This is a genomic window from Bacillus sp. TE9106W, from assembly GCF_054062215.1.
The window spans coordinates 16,602-33,128 of sequence record NZ_JBSSFA010000007.1; the positions used below are offsets into that span (position 1 = coordinate 16,602).

General features: G+C 31.1%; 16 protein-coding genes and 1 pseudogene. 9 read left to right on the top strand and 8 right to left on the bottom strand.

The annotated features are described in order from the left end of the window. Positions 1 to 105: 105 nt before the first annotated feature. From ACVWY7_RS14540 to ACVWY7_RS14555, 4 genes are all read right to left on the bottom strand, one after another. Complete coding sequence (locus tag ACVWY7_RS14540; RefSeq protein WP_139242330.1) at positions 106 to 1,203, bottom strand: DUF58 domain-containing protein; 1,098 nt, start codon at positions 1,201 to 1,203, stop codon at positions 106 to 108. After that, positions 1,200 to 2,129 carry an AAA family ATPase gene (locus ACVWY7_RS14545; RefSeq protein ID WP_000353257.1) on the bottom strand — a complete coding sequence of 310 codons (930 nt, stop codon included), beginning with the start codon at positions 2,127 to 2,129 and terminating at the stop codon, positions 1,200 to 1,202. Before ACVWY7_RS14545 ends, ACVWY7_RS14540 begins: the two co-directional genes overlap by 4 nt. Before the next feature lie 162 nt (positions 2,130 to 2,291). Next, the gene (locus ACVWY7_RS14550) at positions 2,292 to 2,459 is read right to left on the bottom strand and encodes a hypothetical protein (protein WP_175556164.1); all 168 of its coding nucleotides are present in this window, start codon (positions 2,457 to 2,459) and stop codon (positions 2,292 to 2,294) included. Positions 2,460 to 2,566: 107 nt separating this feature from the next. Beyond that, complete coding sequence (locus ACVWY7_RS14555) at positions 2,567 to 3,088, bottom strand: redoxin domain-containing protein (protein WP_000927824.1); 522 nt, start codon at positions 3,086 to 3,088, stop codon at positions 2,567 to 2,569. 498 nt (positions 3,089 to 3,586) lie between these two features. Here ACVWY7_RS14555 and ACVWY7_RS14560 point away from each other — a divergent pair, with 498 nt between their 5' ends. Genes ACVWY7_RS14560 through ACVWY7_RS14575 form a run of 4 tightly spaced genes read left to right on the top strand, consistent with a single transcriptional unit; the run spans position 3,587 to position 6,357 of the window. Beyond that, on the top strand, positions 3,587 to 5,110 hold the full coding sequence (locus ACVWY7_RS14560; RefSeq protein ID WP_456523845.1) for an ABC transporter ATP-binding protein: 1,524 nt from the start codon (positions 3,587 to 3,589) through the stop codon (positions 5,108 to 5,110). Positions 5,111 to 5,115: 5 nt separating this feature from the next. Then, positions 5,116 to 5,658, top strand: a complete 543-nt coding sequence (locus ACVWY7_RS14565; protein WP_001289821.1) for a MauE/DoxX family redox-associated membrane protein — start codon at positions 5,116 to 5,118, stop codon at positions 5,656 to 5,658. A gap of 2 nt (positions 5,659 to 5,660) precedes the next feature. Next, positions 5,661 to 5,801: a hypothetical protein gene (locus tag ACVWY7_RS14570; protein ID WP_158007638.1), complete on the top strand. Its 141-nt coding sequence runs from the start codon at positions 5,661 to 5,663 to the stop codon at positions 5,799 to 5,801. 10 nt (positions 5,802 to 5,811) lie between these two features. Continuing rightward, on the top strand, positions 5,812 to 6,357 hold the full coding sequence (locus ACVWY7_RS14575; RefSeq protein ID WP_001099733.1) for a hypothetical protein: 546 nt from the start codon (positions 5,812 to 5,814) through the stop codon (positions 6,355 to 6,357). Between the two features lie 614 nt (positions 6,358 to 6,971). Here ACVWY7_RS14575 and ACVWY7_RS14580 read toward each other — a convergent pair. Then, positions 6,972 to 7,079 (bottom strand): annotated as a pseudogene (locus ACVWY7_RS14580) (polysaccharide deacetylase family protein); the annotation flags it as partial. Between the two features lie 97 nt (positions 7,080 to 7,176). On the opposite strand from ACVWY7_RS14580, the gene satA reads away from it, so the two are divergent. Beyond that, positions 7,177 to 7,734, top strand: coding sequence for a streptothricin N-acetyltransferase SatA (gene satA / locus ACVWY7_RS14585; RefSeq protein ID WP_001050475.1), 558 nt, complete (start codon positions 7,177 to 7,179; stop codon positions 7,732 to 7,734). A gap of 80 nt (positions 7,735 to 7,814) precedes the next feature. Here satA and menA read toward each other — a convergent pair whose 3' ends face one another. Together menA and ACVWY7_RS14595 are read right to left on the bottom strand one after the other, a co-directional pair. Beyond that, positions 7,815 to 8,726, bottom strand: coding sequence for a 1,4-dihydroxy-2-naphthoate polyprenyltransferase (menA, locus tag ACVWY7_RS14590; protein WP_000536380.1), 912 nt, complete (start codon positions 8,724 to 8,726; stop codon positions 7,815 to 7,817). A 195-nt stretch (positions 8,727 to 8,921) separates the two neighbouring features. Further along, on the bottom strand, positions 8,922 to 9,806 hold the full coding sequence (locus ACVWY7_RS14595; RefSeq protein ID WP_001015270.1) for an alpha/beta fold hydrolase: 885 nt from the start codon (positions 9,804 to 9,806) through the stop codon (positions 8,922 to 8,924). Between the two features lie 705 nt (positions 9,807 to 10,511). Between ACVWY7_RS14595 and ACVWY7_RS14600 the strand changes: the two genes are divergently transcribed. The 4 genes from ACVWY7_RS14600 (at position 10,512) to ACVWY7_RS14615 (ending at position 15,512) form a co-directional block, all read left to right on the top strand. Further along, complete coding sequence (locus tag ACVWY7_RS14600) at positions 10,512 to 11,267, top strand: ABC transporter ATP-binding protein (protein WP_000993168.1); 756 nt, start codon at positions 10,512 to 10,514, stop codon at positions 11,265 to 11,267. Between the two features lie 23 nt (positions 11,268 to 11,290). Then, the gene (locus tag ACVWY7_RS14605; protein ID WP_456523846.1) at positions 11,291 to 13,261 is read left to right on the top strand and encodes an FtsX-like permease family protein; all 1,971 of its coding nucleotides are present in this window, start codon (positions 11,291 to 11,293) and stop codon (positions 13,259 to 13,261) included. A 78-nt stretch (positions 13,262 to 13,339) separates the two neighbouring features. Then, on the top strand, positions 13,340 to 14,929 hold the full coding sequence (locus ACVWY7_RS14610; RefSeq protein WP_456523847.1) for a sensor histidine kinase: 1,590 nt from the start codon (positions 13,340 to 13,342) through the stop codon (positions 14,927 to 14,929). Then, positions 14,907 to 15,512, top strand: a complete 606-nt coding sequence (locus ACVWY7_RS14615; protein WP_139242331.1) for a response regulator transcription factor — start codon at positions 14,907 to 14,909, stop codon at positions 15,510 to 15,512. The genes ACVWY7_RS14610 and ACVWY7_RS14615 overlap by 23 nt, the downstream gene beginning before the upstream one ends. 75 nt (positions 15,513 to 15,587) lie before the next feature. Here ACVWY7_RS14615 and mntA read toward each other — a convergent pair whose 3' ends face one another. Beyond that, the gene (mntA, locus tag ACVWY7_RS14620) at positions 15,588 to 16,523 is read right to left on the bottom strand and encodes a manganese ABC transporter substrate-binding protein/adhesin MntA (protein WP_000669593.1); all 936 of its coding nucleotides are present in this window, start codon (positions 16,521 to 16,523) and stop codon (positions 15,588 to 15,590) included. Between the last annotated feature and the right edge of the window lie 4 nt (positions 16,524 to 16,527).

Consider the following 16,527-nt stretch of genomic DNA (forward strand, 5'->3'; position numbering starts at 1 on the left):
TGAATATAGGGCTCCTTGTGTTAGAAAAAAGGCAACAATTATAGTAATACAAAATACAATTAAGCGAAACCTAGCAACCATCCACTTGTCCATACTATCTCCTTTCTATTTTACAACCTGCAACCAGTTTGTTTGCTGCTGTGGTGGATATCCAATTATAAGTGGGATAGCACCCGGTTCTTGCTTTCGGAAACCGGTTTTATAAAATACCTCTGAGGACACAGGCTGGTCGTTTTCCGTAATTGTAGACAACAATTGTAAAACTTTATATAACTGTGAGCGATTTCCTCCCGACTGGATTTGTAAAATACCGTTATTATGTACACTATTTACCCATAGTTCAAAAGAGCAATCTTGTACAAGTAACTGCTTACACACCCCAGTCGTTACCTCAATTAACCATTCTATATCTGTACGCCATGTATAAGAATTCTTACCAACAAGATTGAGATAAACCGCATAACGGTCCCCTTGCGAAGGTTCGTATTTTTTAGCACTTAATACGCCTGTCCTTGCAGTTGCTCCCCAATGAATAGACCGAAACGCTTCTCCTTCATATGGTTTTACACCTATAATTTTTGTTTCGTTATATAAAGGCGAAACCGTTGCTGTACGGTACCCTTGTTGCCATCGCTTCGTTTCTGGGATAGTTACCTTCGCGATTCTTGGATAAACATGAAATAAAGGCACTTGTTTATATTTGTATGTATAATGTAAAGTAACGAGGCGAAAAGGATCACTCATTATAATTTCTATATGATCCCATTTCCATTTACCACGTTGCTTAGCTTGCGCATACAAATCAATGACAATCTCCTCATTTTTCGAAAGAGATAATGGAATACTATAAAGATTCCCATGCTTTACCCAGTTTTCTTTTATATGCCAGTCTATCCCTCTTTGTGAACGAAAGCAGAAATTGAGAAAGGGAATAGGCATTTTCATATCATTTTGAATATATATTTTACAATGTCCCTTTTCATCAATAAAAAGCCGCTCATGATACTGTACAATTCTCCATTTTACTTTAGAGATTTTACTAACATACCAATGGGCAAACCCAATTAATAAAAAATAAGAAAACAACAAAAGAAATACAACGAAATTTTGATAAATTAACCAAAGCATAACAGTTATAATTATAAATACTATAATACTAGATAACTCTGCTATACGATGTTTTATAACGATAGTCTCCATCATACTGACTCCACTGGGGCTGATACAGTTTCTAAAATTTCTTGTATAACTTGTGTCTTAGTTGTTTTCATTTCTCCTTCAATCGTTAACGTTAATCGATGTGAGCAAACTGGTTTTGCAAGAAATCGAAAATCTTCTGGTGTACAATAACTACGTCCATTTAATAATGCTCGTGACTGAGCGGCACGCATAAAAGCTAAAGAACCTCGTGGACTAACACCAATTTCCACCAAATTATGTTCGCGGGTAGCCTTAACAATATCTAATAGATAGTTTTCTACTTCTTCATGGATTAAAATATTCTGAGCTTGTTGTTGTAAATCTAGAATCTCTTCACATGATAAAACACTTTGTAAAGACTCCATTGGATTCCCTAGACGAAATCTACGTAGCATTTCTCTTTCATTTTCCCTATTGGGATACCCTTGTCGAACAGTTAACAAAAAACGATCCAATTGTGCATCTGGGAGTGGAAATGTACCAGATGATTCCAAAGGATTTTGTGTAGCTAATACTAAAAACGGGCTCGGCAATTTGTAAGTATGACCAGAAATAGTTACAGTACGCTCCTCCATTACTTCCAATAAGGCTGATTGTGTACGAGGTACCGCACGATTAATCTCATCTACCAGTGCGATATTTGCGAAAATAGGACCCATTCGAGTTTTAAAATCAGATTCTTTCATATCAAAGTATTCGAGACCAATGACATCACCTGGTAATGTATCAGATGTGAATTGTAAACGTTGGAACTTACCATCTATACTTCTTGCTAAACTTTTTGCCAATGATGTTTTTCCTGTTCCAGGAACATCCTCTAAAAGGATATGCCCGTTTGCTACCAAAGCAATCATGACTAGTTCAATTGCAGCATCGTTTCCAACAATAATCTGAGCAATATTATTTTTAACCGCCTTCAATATATCCATCTAATCCTCTCCTTTAATCAAAAAATTCTAACAGGAAAACCTTTATTCTCCCAATTTATTAGTTTTGTAAACTATTGCAATTGATATAGCGATATTATTATATAAAAATAAAAACAAAGAGATGTGTTTAACATCCCTTTGTTTTTCAATAAACTACTAATTTTAATGAACCATCTTAAATCGGCTTACCAACTGTACATGAACATCTAAAGACCACAGTAGACCCACATGATGTTCCAGTCTTACAATCCCAAACATCATAAGTATGATTACCCATATAAGATGTACACTTAGAATTAGGATTGCAATAATATCTACCACTACAATCACATAATATAGCTCCTAATAAACCACTCATTTTAACACCCCCCTTTTTTTAAAAAAATACCAAATTTTCTTTATATTGTAAATAGTTTATTTTTTAAAAATTCAAAAATTTATCCGTAGTAACCTCTTAAATCCGCAGTGAACCTTGGTAGTCCAGCAATTTGCTGCTGCATGTTCACCAAAAGAAATGTAGGAAACAACTGAATGTTATAATCTTTCATAAACTCTGGAGACCCTAAGAGCGTTAGAAAGGGTGATTCTTCAAAATGTTCTATATTTAATTTTTGGTTAATTGGATTATTGACGATTAATACATAATTGAATTCGTCTTTATACAAACTAGCTTCTTCACTAAATTCTTTAATATCTAGTGAACAGTACTGACAATGTACATCAACGATTAACAGAATAAGTGGCTTTTTTAATAGATCCCTTAAGGTAAATATTTTCCCTGAAATAGATTGGAGGCTAAAGTTTGGGGCTACTTCCCCTACTAGACCCGGTCCACTTTTTATTTGGGATCCTTGTTCCCTTTCTGATAGGTCTACTAAAGTTTGTAATAACTGCACGCGCGTCCGATTCGTTACATATAACAAAATAATTACAAATGAAAATGGAAATACTAATAACAACAAAACATCCCCTTTTACTATAGTATCATTTTAAATTAGCATTTATACTCTCGTACTCTATCCTCCTTCCACCGTACATTTTAACATAATGTTATATTATGGAAAATATATTTTTTAATAATTCTAAAAAATTAAATTATTACTCTTCCATATCTCATTTTAAAATGATATTATACTGTTAATAAATTACATTTCTGAAATCAAATACAATATATTGAGGGATTTCTAATGATTAATACCTATTTAACAAGATCTATAAAATTAGTTGGATGTGTATGTAAATTAGAGTTGACACTGTATATCATTATACAAATAATCGAAAGTTTTACGCCGCTACTTTTGCTACTCACAACGCAAAGAATTTTAAACGGCTTACAAACACTTGTGAGTACAACCCATAATTCAACTAAAGAAGTCATGTTCTATTTAATTTTACAATTCATATTAACAATTTCCACGTCACTACTAGAAAAGGTAGAATTGTATTTATTTACCCGGATGCAACAAAATATTGAAATGGATGTTAAAGGGAGATTAACACAACAAGTAGTTAACATAAACTATGAGAACTTTGAAAATCACGAATTCTATAACTTAATTCAAAGATTCCAAGGCGACCTAGGATCTCAATTCCTTAATCCAATGATCCAACTTCTAGATATACTTAAAAATAGTATTATCCTAATCTCTGTCCAAATATTTTTGTTGCAGTTTCATTGGCTATTCACATTCCTTACAATACTTTCAGCAATACCAATGTTATTAATGCAATTTAAATTTGGAGAACAAAAATACTTTTTAATGAAATTCCAAACTCCTAATGCAAGACTACAAAACTATATTTTTAATTTATTTACTAACCGCCAATCTAACAAAGAAATTAGATTAAACCAATCTCACAATTATTTATTTAAATTTTGGAGAACTAGTCTAAAAGAAAATAATAGAGCTATTCTTAAACAATTATCTTCACAACAAAAAAGAACGCTGCTATTAGATATTCTTACGGCATCAGTTTATGTTTATTTGGCTATCTATTTACTGTGGATGATAACAAAAAAAACTGTTAAAATCGGTGACTTTGTTACTGTGACAGAGGCCGTACAGCGTTCACAGGGTTCAATAAACCAGATAACATTATTAATATCTTCTTTACGAGAACGCACCTTATTTTTAGAGGATGTTTTCACTATTTTAGATACACCTGCTGACATTGAAAGGAAGAATACTCTGTTCCCTGTGCCTCAAAAAATGGGAATACAATTTAAAAATGTATCCTTCACCTATGCAGGAGCAAATAAGAAAAGTTTAAGTAACATAAACTTAGACATCAGGCCGAATGAAAATATTATTATTGTTGGTTCAAACGGTTCCGGTAAGACAACATTAATAAAATGTTTAACAGGATTATATGAAATTAAGGAAGGAGCTATTTTAATTGATAATATCAACATAAAGGACATTAATAGGGAGAGTTTATATGAAAATATTTCTGTTGTTCATCAAGATTATGTACGTTATGAATTTAGTGTAAGTGATAATATACGTCTAGGAAATATAAAGACCGCTGATACTGATTCTATTATGAAATCAGCAGATAAAGCTGGGGCACATGACTTTATTCAAAACTTACCAAATCAATACGATACAATATTGGGAAGAATGTTTGAAAATAGCCAAGATTTATCAGGTGGCCAGTGGCAAAGAGTAGCAATTGCACGAACAATGATTAGAAATGCACAAACCCTTATTCTAGACGAACCCTCATCTTCTTTAGACCCTATTACTGAAGCTAACCTTTTTAGGAAATTAATAGATATTTCCAAAGACAAGACTTCAATTTTTGTCTCACACAGAATGTATGCTTGTCACATGGCTGACCGCATTATTGTAATGAAAGAAGGTGAAATAGTAGAAATTGGAACACACGAAGAACTGATAGATCAAAAAATGCATTATTACAAGCTCTATTCTCAACAAGCTAATATGTATGAAAAAAAGGAAAGTGTCTATGGAGTGTGAAAAATATGTCAGAAATATTAACTATTGTATATCTTTTTTATGGATATTTATTCCTATTTTCAAGTGTAAACAAACTTAAAAACATGGAAGATCATTATAACACAGTTATTCTATATAAGATTATACCTAAACAGTTTATACGCATTTTTATATGGCTAGAGACTCTATTCGAATTTTTTATAGGCATTGGCTTCCTTCTTGGCTTTGCAACCTTCTATGTCATACCTGGTGCAATTCTATTATTAATCATTTATACAATTGCTATAATAATAAACCTTGTAAAAGGTAGAGTTGATTTTGATTGTGGATGTGGTGGTTTAGTAGGTGCACATAAATTGTCTAAAAATTTAGTTTTTAGAAATGTACTTTTGATATTTGTATTAATAGGAGGATTTACAGTCCAACCCTTCTCATTATTTGCAATGGCGTTTGATTATAAATTCTTCCTGATGAACAGTGTGTATATATTAGGAATCCTTGTGACTCTTACTAGCAAAGAAATGTTTGATTTAAAACAGAACATAAAACTATTGACTAAGGGGGAATAAATTTGGAATTAATTTGGGTTATTGCTTATTTTTTACTGTGGGTTATTATTGCTGTTCAAGGTTACTTCATTTATAGCTTTGTGAAGTCATTACGTATTTTTATGAGTAAGGTACAGCTAATTGAAGATAAGAGAAATACTTGAGGGGTGTACTATGAATACATACTGGTTAATTAACATTATTTTTCTATTCATATTAGTATTGGTTGAAAGTATAATACTCTACAAATTATATCAAACTTTAAAATTTTTTGTGACTAAGCTATATAAGATAGAAAGTATTAGCTTTAGACAAGAAATTCAAAAGGGATCTTCAGCTATTCCTTTTAGAATAAAAGACCAATTCAATCACGATATACAGATAAACGCAGCTATGAAAAAACCCATAACCATAATATTTATATCTGCTTCTTGTTCTACTTGTAAGCAATTAATAACTGCTATTAAATATACGCCTGAATTACCCATTTATAAAAATTTATTATTTATCAGTCTAGGAAAAATAGAAGATAATTATATTGAAATACTCACCCAAAATAACATTTCATATGTCCATTCAGATAAAATTATAGCAGACTATAATATCCGGCAAGCTCCTAAAGCTATGATAGTTGATAAGTACGGAGTAATTTTAGAGGCCAATAATATTAACAATTGGGATGAATTATTTAATATGAAACAACCTGATGCAGCTAGCTAATAATGAATTATTTTATGATTTTTATTTACTAGGCTCCCATATATTTATTAATTGAAAGTATAATTTTATACCAAGGGGTTAAAAAGGAGTTCATGACCTGTATATAGCAGGTAATGAACTCCTTTTATTATACAAAAACCCCTATTTTAATATGTATTTTTGGAAAACACTGTTCTCTTAAAAAGGTACACGCTCTTATATAATTTAGACCTTGTTTCTTCTTTCATGTCACACTATTCCCTCATTATATTTATAAGTCGCGTACCACCACATATCCATCGATTTAAGAATTCAGCATTAGTCCATACTCATCAAGCTACTATTTTGTGTACCCTCATTTTATCTCGCCACAGTTAGTCATCTATAAGAATTCAGTTCCTTTTGTTTTCCTCAGCTTGCTGGGTGTGGCGCTATCCCTTTATAAACAGTTTGTGATACGAATGTCATTTGAAAATAAGATCAATATATTCATCTTAAAGCACAAACTTCATACACGAAGCAAAATTTCATAAAAAAGCCGATTTCTTTATCGTATAGGAAATCGGCTTTTGGCTTAGTTGTTCATTTAGTAATAAAAATCCCTTTTTAAAATAACTATGTTTATACTATAGACGTTAATCTTTCTGGAAGTTTAGAAAAAAATGATCCTCGTCATTATATACCCCAAATTCATACCCTTTCTCTTTATAAAATTTAATGATTTCAGGAATAACTTGTAATGATAGCCTTACTATTGAAATTCTATTATAATTTTGTAATTGGAATGAATTTGAATCACATAAAAAACCAGAAAAAATAATATGATTTGGAGGTATCACGATGAACCTTTTAATTAGAAAGTTAGAAAAAAATGATGTAGGCAATTTCCCGGAGATTGATGATAGTTTTATAGTGAATGCTCGGTTAATTCTTTCTCTTTCCAAAGTAAATAGACGCATAGAATATACAGTAGAAGACGTTCCAAGTTATGAAAAAAGTTATTTACAAAATCAATATGATAATGAAGAACTTGCTTACAATGACTATATAAATAAACCGAATCAAGTAATTTACATAGCACTGTTACATAACCAAATCATTGGATTCATAGTATTGAAAAAGAATTGGAATCACTATGCTTACATAGAAGATATAACAGTGGATAAAAAATATCGTACACTCGGAGTTGGTAAAAGATTAGTTGATCAAGCAAAGCAGTGGGCAAAAGAAGGCAATATGGCAGGTATTATGCTTGAAACGCAAAATAATAATGTCGCAGCATGTAAATTTTATGAAAAATGTGGATTTGTAATTGGTGGATTTGATTTTCTTATTTATAAAGGTTTGGATATGACAAATGATGAAGTTGCAATGTATTGGTATTTTCATTTCAAATGAAACTGTTTTTAACATGAAGCAAAGTCAAAATAAAACCCCCAATCTCTCTAAATTAAAATTGAGAAACTGGGGGTTTTTATTTAAAACAAGTAACTTATTAGTAATCCTGCTGATAATAAGAAGCCGAAAATCGTATTTGTCATCGCTGTTGATTTCATTGCGATGCGCATATATCCGGGATCTTTTGCTCCTTTTTGGAAACTTTGAATTGCAGAAATTGGCTTTCTCAAACCTAGGAACATCACTAATGCCCAAGGGCTTATATAACCCATTAATACAATCACCGCGATCCATAAATAAGCAATGAAAAAGGCTACAGCAAGTGTTACCACTGCTTTCTCTCTCCCGAGAAGGATTACTAACGTCTTTCTTCCACCTTTAATATCTTCTTCGATATCTCGGATGTTATTCGACATGTTGATTGCACCGACTAAAATTCCAATTGGAATGGAAATCAATACACTTTCAATCGTTAACGTATTCGTTTGAATAAAGAAAGCAATGAGTACAAAACATGTCCCCATTAACAAGCCAGAAACTAATTCTCCAAACGGAGTGTAGGCAATTGGTAATGAACCACCTGTATATAAATAGCCAACCGCCATTCCAATTAAACCGATGACGACTAACCACCAGCTACTATTCATACAAATATAAACTCCAATAATTGCTGCTACTACATACAATAAAAGCGCAACTGTTAACACATTTTTTGGTTTCAATCCATGACGGACAATTCCGCCACCGATGCCAACAGAATCAGCGGTATCTAATCCACGTTTGAAATCATAGTACTCATTAAATAAGTTCGTTGCGATTTGCAATGCTAAACATGCAACCATCATCGCAATAAATAACAGCCAATCAATTTTGGCAACATAAAGTGATGCCACTGTTCCTAAAATTACAGGAGAAAACGTCGCCGTTAACGTATGCGGGCGCGTCATCTTCCATATTAATTTAGCGGAACTAATTTCTTTTTCTGTCCCCATAACTCAGTTCAATCTCCCTACATTTTAAGTATAAATTACTAGCAGTATCTTTCTATCTGTTTTCTGCCACGCATCTATTATAGCAAAAAATGAATTGGTGATAGAACTGTAATGCTTTTGCTTATCCCTCTATCACTCTTGAATTCAGTTTTTCAAAAGAAAGTCCGTTGCTCACATTCGAACAACGGACTTTCTTTATATGAACCATTTTAAAACATCTTCAGCAATCTCTTCTGGTCTATCCCAATGCATTAAATGTCCTGTATCTTTGTAAAACTTAGTCGTAATATCAATATGCTTCTGAAATTCCGCAATCTGCAATTCTCTTATTTTTAAATAGTTATGTGGAAGATCGCAATACAATAATAAAATATCGCTTTTAATTTTATGCGATTTCAATCTTTTATACACCGTATATTGAAACTTAATTACACCTCTAGCGGTATCACCAGTAGCGTGCCATTTCACTTTACTATCTTCTTCTCGCATTAAGTCATAAACTGCACGTTCTATTAATGGTGACCACCTGCTGTAAGCCCGTTTTTCTGATTGGATGAACGCTTCTTTACTGTCAAAAATATATTCATCAAAATCTTTTTCGTAATGAGTGATTTCTTCTTCTAATGATCGTGGTGGACACTCTCCTTCTTTCGCATCTTTATATAGCTGCGCAAAATAGTCCGCATTCATTTTGCCATGATGATAACCACCATCTAATAAAACCATTTTATTCACTTTTTCTGGACGTTCTGCTGCATAGTGAAGCGCAACGCTTGCTCCCCATGAATGTGCTAATAGGTGAAATGTTTCTTTTCCTATGTGCTCAAGTAATGCTACTATCCAACTTGTTAAATAGGATGCACTGTAATCTTCATCCTTCTCAAAATTCGATGTTTTCCCATGTCCAGGTAGATCAAACGATACAACATGATATTTATCTTTTAAAAATTCCGCTATTTCTATAAAACTTAACTTTGTACTTCCTAAACCATGAAAACAAATGATTTGAGGGTTATTTTTATCCCCCCATTCACAAACACTTGCTTGGTATTCGCCAAATTCTACAAAAAAGTGATTCATTTTTAATCTCCTCTAATGATCATATGTAAATTAGTTCCAATACAAAAATTGTTTTTTCTGAATAAAAAAATTCAAGAAAATTATCCAAATCCCTTTTTCGTAAATGATTTTTATAAAATGCGAGAGTTCACTCTAGTTAAAAGCACCAAACACTTAACTTCATGTTTATCGATGCTAATACGGTTAGACTACATTTTCACGCCCATGAAATGAATATAATTTAATAATTGTATGATTCGTTTATCATGAATGACATACTATAATTACATTCTTCACGTGAACCCCTTAATTACCAAAATAAATAAAACTTTCTAAGGAGTATTGTCTTTCATGCCATCCCCTCTATTTTTACATAATCAAAGCGTATGAAAATTAGCAGTCTTTATTCCTTTTCGTGACATCTTACTTTACATGTATTAGCACCGTTTATGTCCATTATGTTGGACTTCCCTCGTTTTATCGGCTGATGGGATTTTTGAAGGCCATACTTTATTTATTCATCTCTCTATCACAATGTAGCTATATTTTTTTATTACTTATGCAACTCCATAAAAGAAAAAATCTTTTTCATCATTTATTATCCACTGCACAATTTCGTAATACAAAGTAACAGCATATGAGCACAAGATTGCGCTTTTTACTCATGCTTCTTTTTATATCAAAAGATACACTTCATATATAAATAGATGAAAAGGAGTAAATAAAATGAATGCATTAGTATCTGCAAGGAATGTGACAAAAATTTATAACAAGAATCAATTACCAGGGCTTAATAAAGTTTCTTTTGATATTCAAGCGGGTGAGTTTGTGGGGATTATGGGGGCCTCTGGATCCGGAAAAACAACTTTATTAAATATTTTATCCACTATCGACACACCTACAGATGGCGATGTTTTTATAAACGGGATTAATATCCAAACGCTTAACAATAATAAATCTGCTGATTTTAGGAAGAATTACTTAGGGTTTATTTTTCAGGAGTATTTTTTACTTAATAGTTTAACAGTAAAGGAGAATATTGCTGTTCCACTTACTCTGTTAAAAAAATCACCAAAGGAAATTGAATTAATAATAGAAAGTTTAGCAAGGCGTTTTGGAATATTTGAGCAATTAAGTAAGTATCCTAGTCAGCTATCTGGCGGGCAAAAACAAAGGGTTGCAGCTGCAAGAGCCCTTGCGAAGCAGCCTAGTATTTTATTTGCAGATGAGCCAACAGGCGCATTAGATTCAAATTCTGCAACAGAACTACTTCAAAAATTAAAAGAGGTAAATGAGGAACTTCAAACTACAATTTTAATGGTAACTCATGATGCCTATGCAGCCAGTTTTTCTAGTAGAATTTTAATATTCAAAGACGGAAACATTATAAAAGAATTAAAGAAAAACAAACAAAATAGAAAAGAATTTTTTGAAGAAATATTAAAAGAACTCTCTAAAATTGATGAAAATCGATATAACTAAGAGCATGAAAGGAAGATTGAACTGTGGGTTTATTTACAATCGCAAAAAAGAATTTAAAAAATAACTTCTCCTTCTATTCATTCTATTTTATTTCAGTAGCTTTTGTACTGATGGTATTTTTCTCCTTTATCTCTTTTTCCATGAACGACATTGTGATGGAAAAGATTTCGTCTGACGGTAGAGTAGAAACAATGTCCAAAACAGTGGCAATCTTTGTTATGGCATTTGTACTATTCTATATGTCATACTCTAATACATTTTTCATGAAAAAAAGAATGAACGAGCTAGGCGTTTATTCCCTTTTAGGGTATAGAAAATCAACGATGCTAAAACTGTTAACTTTTGAAAATATTATCATTTGCTTTGCTGCCCTTCTTGTAGGAATCACATTTGGTGCTATTGCACATAAAGTAATTGTGGAAGCAATAATTAAAATACTAAAATTACAAATCGATACTTCTAAAGTACCATTTATTAATCTTGATGCAGTACTATTCACCTTTGTTTTTATCTTTGCTGTTCTTTTTGTTTTATCTTTATCAAATTGGATTATTCTTCGAAAAAGTTCCTTACTAACTTTAGTACGTATGGAACAAAAGGAAGAAAAAAAGATAAAAATCAATACAATTTTTTCACTACTAGGATTGTTTTTCATTTTAATTGGCTATTTCTTAGCAATCGATATTACAAGAGGCACGAAATCCTTGTGGAAAACAATTGGCTTTTCCCCCATCGCCCTCTTAACAATGTTTAGTGTAATATTAGGGACGATTTTCTTTATTCATTCCTTTTTACCATATGCGATTCAAAAATTGAAGAAAAATAAAATATGGTTTTATAAAGAATCCAATATTATTGTCATTCCAAACTTTATATTTAAAATTCGTTCGAAAGCAAAAACTTTCATTTTATTAACCTTATTAACCGCAGGAACTTTAGCTATATTCAGTTCTACTCTACTGACTCTTTACTATCCAGTTGCCGCTACAGAACGGATCGTACCTTCAGCTATTGAGTTCCCTTTAGACGATAAGGATGTAGCGAATAAAGCACTACAAACTGTACAAAATACTGTCGGTAAAGAAAATACAAGATATACAGAAACAACCATTATTAACAGGAAATCTAATTCTAATAATTTACCTAAAGAATATAGTATAAAAACAGAACATGGATTTGACCTTATCTCTGAGTCAGATTACAGAAAGTTAATACATATTCAAGATAAAAATGTAGAATTTAATCATCTAGCTAAAAATGAAAGCATCCTAGTAAAATATCGACCTGAAAAAGAAAATCTAGATAAAGGGAAAATATATACTTTAAATTTAACGCCTACAACTAATATAGATGTTAAAGTAAAAGACACTACATTACTTAATTCGATTGGGTTTGCAAATAGTGTCGGAACACTTATTATCTCGGATCAACTGTATAAAGAAATAAAAGCTTTAGAATTACCCCAAAAAACGATAGTGAGTTTTAATGGATTAGATATGAGGAATAATAAAGCAGTTTATGAAAACTTAGCTCCACTATTTAAAAATAATAGTTATTTTACAAGCAGTTACCAGAAAAATGATTATATTATTCAGCAAAATAGCTCAACATTCTTGCTCATTAGTTTTGTTACTATCATCTTCTTTATTGCAACAGGCAGTATTCTCTATTTCCATAACCTTTCAAGTATGATGGCAAATAAAAATGAATTTATTATTTTAAATAGAATGGGCTATAACAAAAAGAAGATAAAAAGAATAATAAGCAAAGAAATTTTCACCTTATTTAGCATTCCTTACATAATAGGATTAGCGCATAGCATTTTTGCATTAGTTGCCTATAAAACCGCGTTAATGGATGATCTATTAGGAAAAAGTAGTGCGTTTATATTACCAATTCTTTTCGCAGTAATCATTTTTACTGTTGTATATATCGTTTATTATTTGTTAACAAAAAAAGCCTGTTATAAAATTATATTTAACAATAAAAATTAAAAAACTATAAATAAAGCTGATGATAAATCAAAAACATCAGCTTTATCTGTATGTAATCTAACAAAGGTAAGTGATTTTATGAAAAAGTATTATGAGCAAAAACAAATTTTAATTTTAATTAATCAACTTTGTATGATTATTTTTTTATGCTACGAATTTTCAATAGACAATATTATAGGAACAGCAAAATTACTCCCTTTACTGCTTATAACAGTCATGTCCATTTATGGATCATATATTAGTTTTATCAACTTAAAAAACAATACTCTATTATCACAGTTTTCTAGTTTACTACTTTTTACTTCTTGGCAGTTTTTACTTACACTGAATGACAACCAGATTTTTCGTACATTCAGTACACTACTAAGTGTATTCATTCTATATAAAATCGTGCAATTTATACTCCTATACTTTTTCCAAGATTCTATTTATAGTTATAAAAAAGAAAAAGATTGGATTTTACGAGTTACATGTTTACTAACATTAGGTGCATATTTAATAAACGATAGAATATTTTCTGTTCTATTTTCATTTCAATGGCTTATCAGTGTTAGTTGTATTATTTTTCTATTCCTACAACATGACAAACGAATTAAATTTGTCTTTAAAACTGAAAAAAAGCATTTACTTACATCTACTACAATTCTTATCTTCCCCTTTATCGTATATGTTACCTTATTTGGGAGGAGTCCCGAATATGTAAATAACTTAGGATGGTACATAATAATTCTGTTCCCCCTATTTAGTATTCATGCAATAGCCTTTAAAAATCATATATCTATGAAACAATATTTCCCCTTAAAAAAAGGTGCAATTGCTTTTATGTTTGTATGCATTTTTATTTTTATGAGTTCACTTGGGGTACTATTTCAATTTAATATGATTACTTATTTCATTTTTATACATACAATTATTTGGTTCGTTCAGCTTTATTTCACATTATTATTTCAAGACACAAAAAACACTATCTCCAATTTGAATACAAAAGAATTAAAAACTTTGCCAGACAGTTCGTATGTTCATAACTTAGTACAAATCGTAAAAGAAGAACAATTAAAAAGTGGATTTTCTAATTATTTACATGATGAAATACTACAAGACATATTAGCTGTTAAAAATATGATGAACAAATCTAACAAAAAAGAAATTCATGACATGATCGTAGCGACACTGGACAACTTAAGTCATACAATACGTATCGAAATGCAAGAGTATCATCCAACTCTATTAAAAACACTTACATTAAAAGAAAATTATCGTAATTTACTTAAAATGATACAAAAAAAATATGAAATGAAACATGTTAATATATCCTTTACGTGTAACGACGACTTGTTTTTAGTAGAACCTTATCACCTTGTTGTATATCGAATTTTAAAAGAACTAGTAACGAATGCATTCAAACATTCAAATTGTTCAAAGTTACATTTACATGTAGTACAAGAAAATGGGGAAATAAAACTTATTGTGAAAGATAATGGCAAAGGTTTAACAACTACCGAAGCAGATATTTTGAATGGTCATAAAGGGTTGAATTCGATTAAAGAACAGCTATTTTTATTACATGGTAAAATGACCATTTCAAATAGTAATCCTTCTGGTTTATGCATTACTATTATCATTCCTATGAAAGGAGACGATTCCTATAAACATTTTATTAATAGATGATCATGCTTTGTTTGCAAAAAGCTTGGAAATAGCCTTAGAAGATTATCCTGAAATAGATGAATTCCGTTCATTACAAAATGTTGAAAATGTCGTTACAATTATCAACCAGTTTAAACCAGATATTATTTTATTAGATATTAATTTAAGCAATATAAGTAGTGAAGATGGTTTAGAAATAGCAAAAATAATATTGGATAGTAAATGTGATACAAAAATTGTTATATTAACCGGTTATGATTTACCTGTTTACCAGTATGAAGCTCAAAAACTAGGTGTAAGTGGTTTTATTAATAAAAATATTTTACCTGAAGTATTGGTACAAATATTAAATGACATTAATAAAGGGGCGTTTCATTTTCCAACCTCTACAGAAACAATTGAAGAATTGACTCATAGTGAAAAACAAATTTTACAATTACTATGCGATGGCTATAAGCGCAAAGAAATTGCTTCTATGTTATACGTTAGCGAACGTACAATTTCCAATCATATTCAGCATGTATTTGATAAATTAAATGTTTCATCTTCTTTAGAAGCTGTCACGAAGGGAATAAAGTTAGGATATATTCAGCCAAATTATTAAGAAAAGAAAGAGCCAATTCACATGAGTTGGCTCTTCCTTACCTTATAAAACTTCAACAGTTACACAAGCTAGATTTTACTTTTGTAACCCATTAATAATGGTATCTATATTCCATTTCATCATTTTTAAATACGTATCTCCATCCTCACCTGATTTACCTAGTGAATCTGTAAAAATTGTACCTGCAATTGGCACGTTTGTTTCTTTTGAAACAGTTTCCATGCTGCGTCGATCTACACTAGTTTCTACAAATAGAGCCGGAACTTTGTTTGTTTGAATTACACTTACAACATCTCGAATTTGATCTGGTGTACCTTGATTTTCTGAGTTAATTTCCCAAATGTATCCCGTCTTAATATTATATGCTTTTCCAAAGTATTTAAAAGCACCTTCACTAGAGATTAAGAACCGTTTCTCCTCAGGGATTTGATGAATTTTGTTTACTGTCTCATCATGTAACTTTTGAAGTTCTGCTACATAGTTGTCAGCATTTTTAGTATAGAACTCTTTATTTTTAGGGTCTTCTTTAATTAATGCCTTTTTCACATTTTCAGCATATAAAATACCATTTTTAATGTTCATCCATGCATGCGGGTCTGGTTCTTTTTCTAATCCTTTTGTCTCTAAATAAATAGCTTCTACGCCTTCACTTACTTTATAAACCGGTGCATCTTTCTCTGATTTATTTGCCGTTTTTAATAACTTTTTAAACCACGCTCCACCTTCTTCTAGGTTCAATCCATTGTAAAGTACCATATCTGCATCTGTCATTTTCATAACATCTTTTGGTAGTGGATCATATTCATGCGGGTTAGCTCCAATTGGAACAAGACTATGAATCTCAACTTTCTCTCCGCCAATTTGCTTCACCATATCATATATAATGGAGTATGTAGTTACAACTTTTAATTTTCCACTGCCCTCTTCTTTTCCATTTGTGTTACTAGAACACGCTGTTAATGCAAATACGAAAATACAAAGTATCGATAATACAACATTTTTAAATTTCATTTTT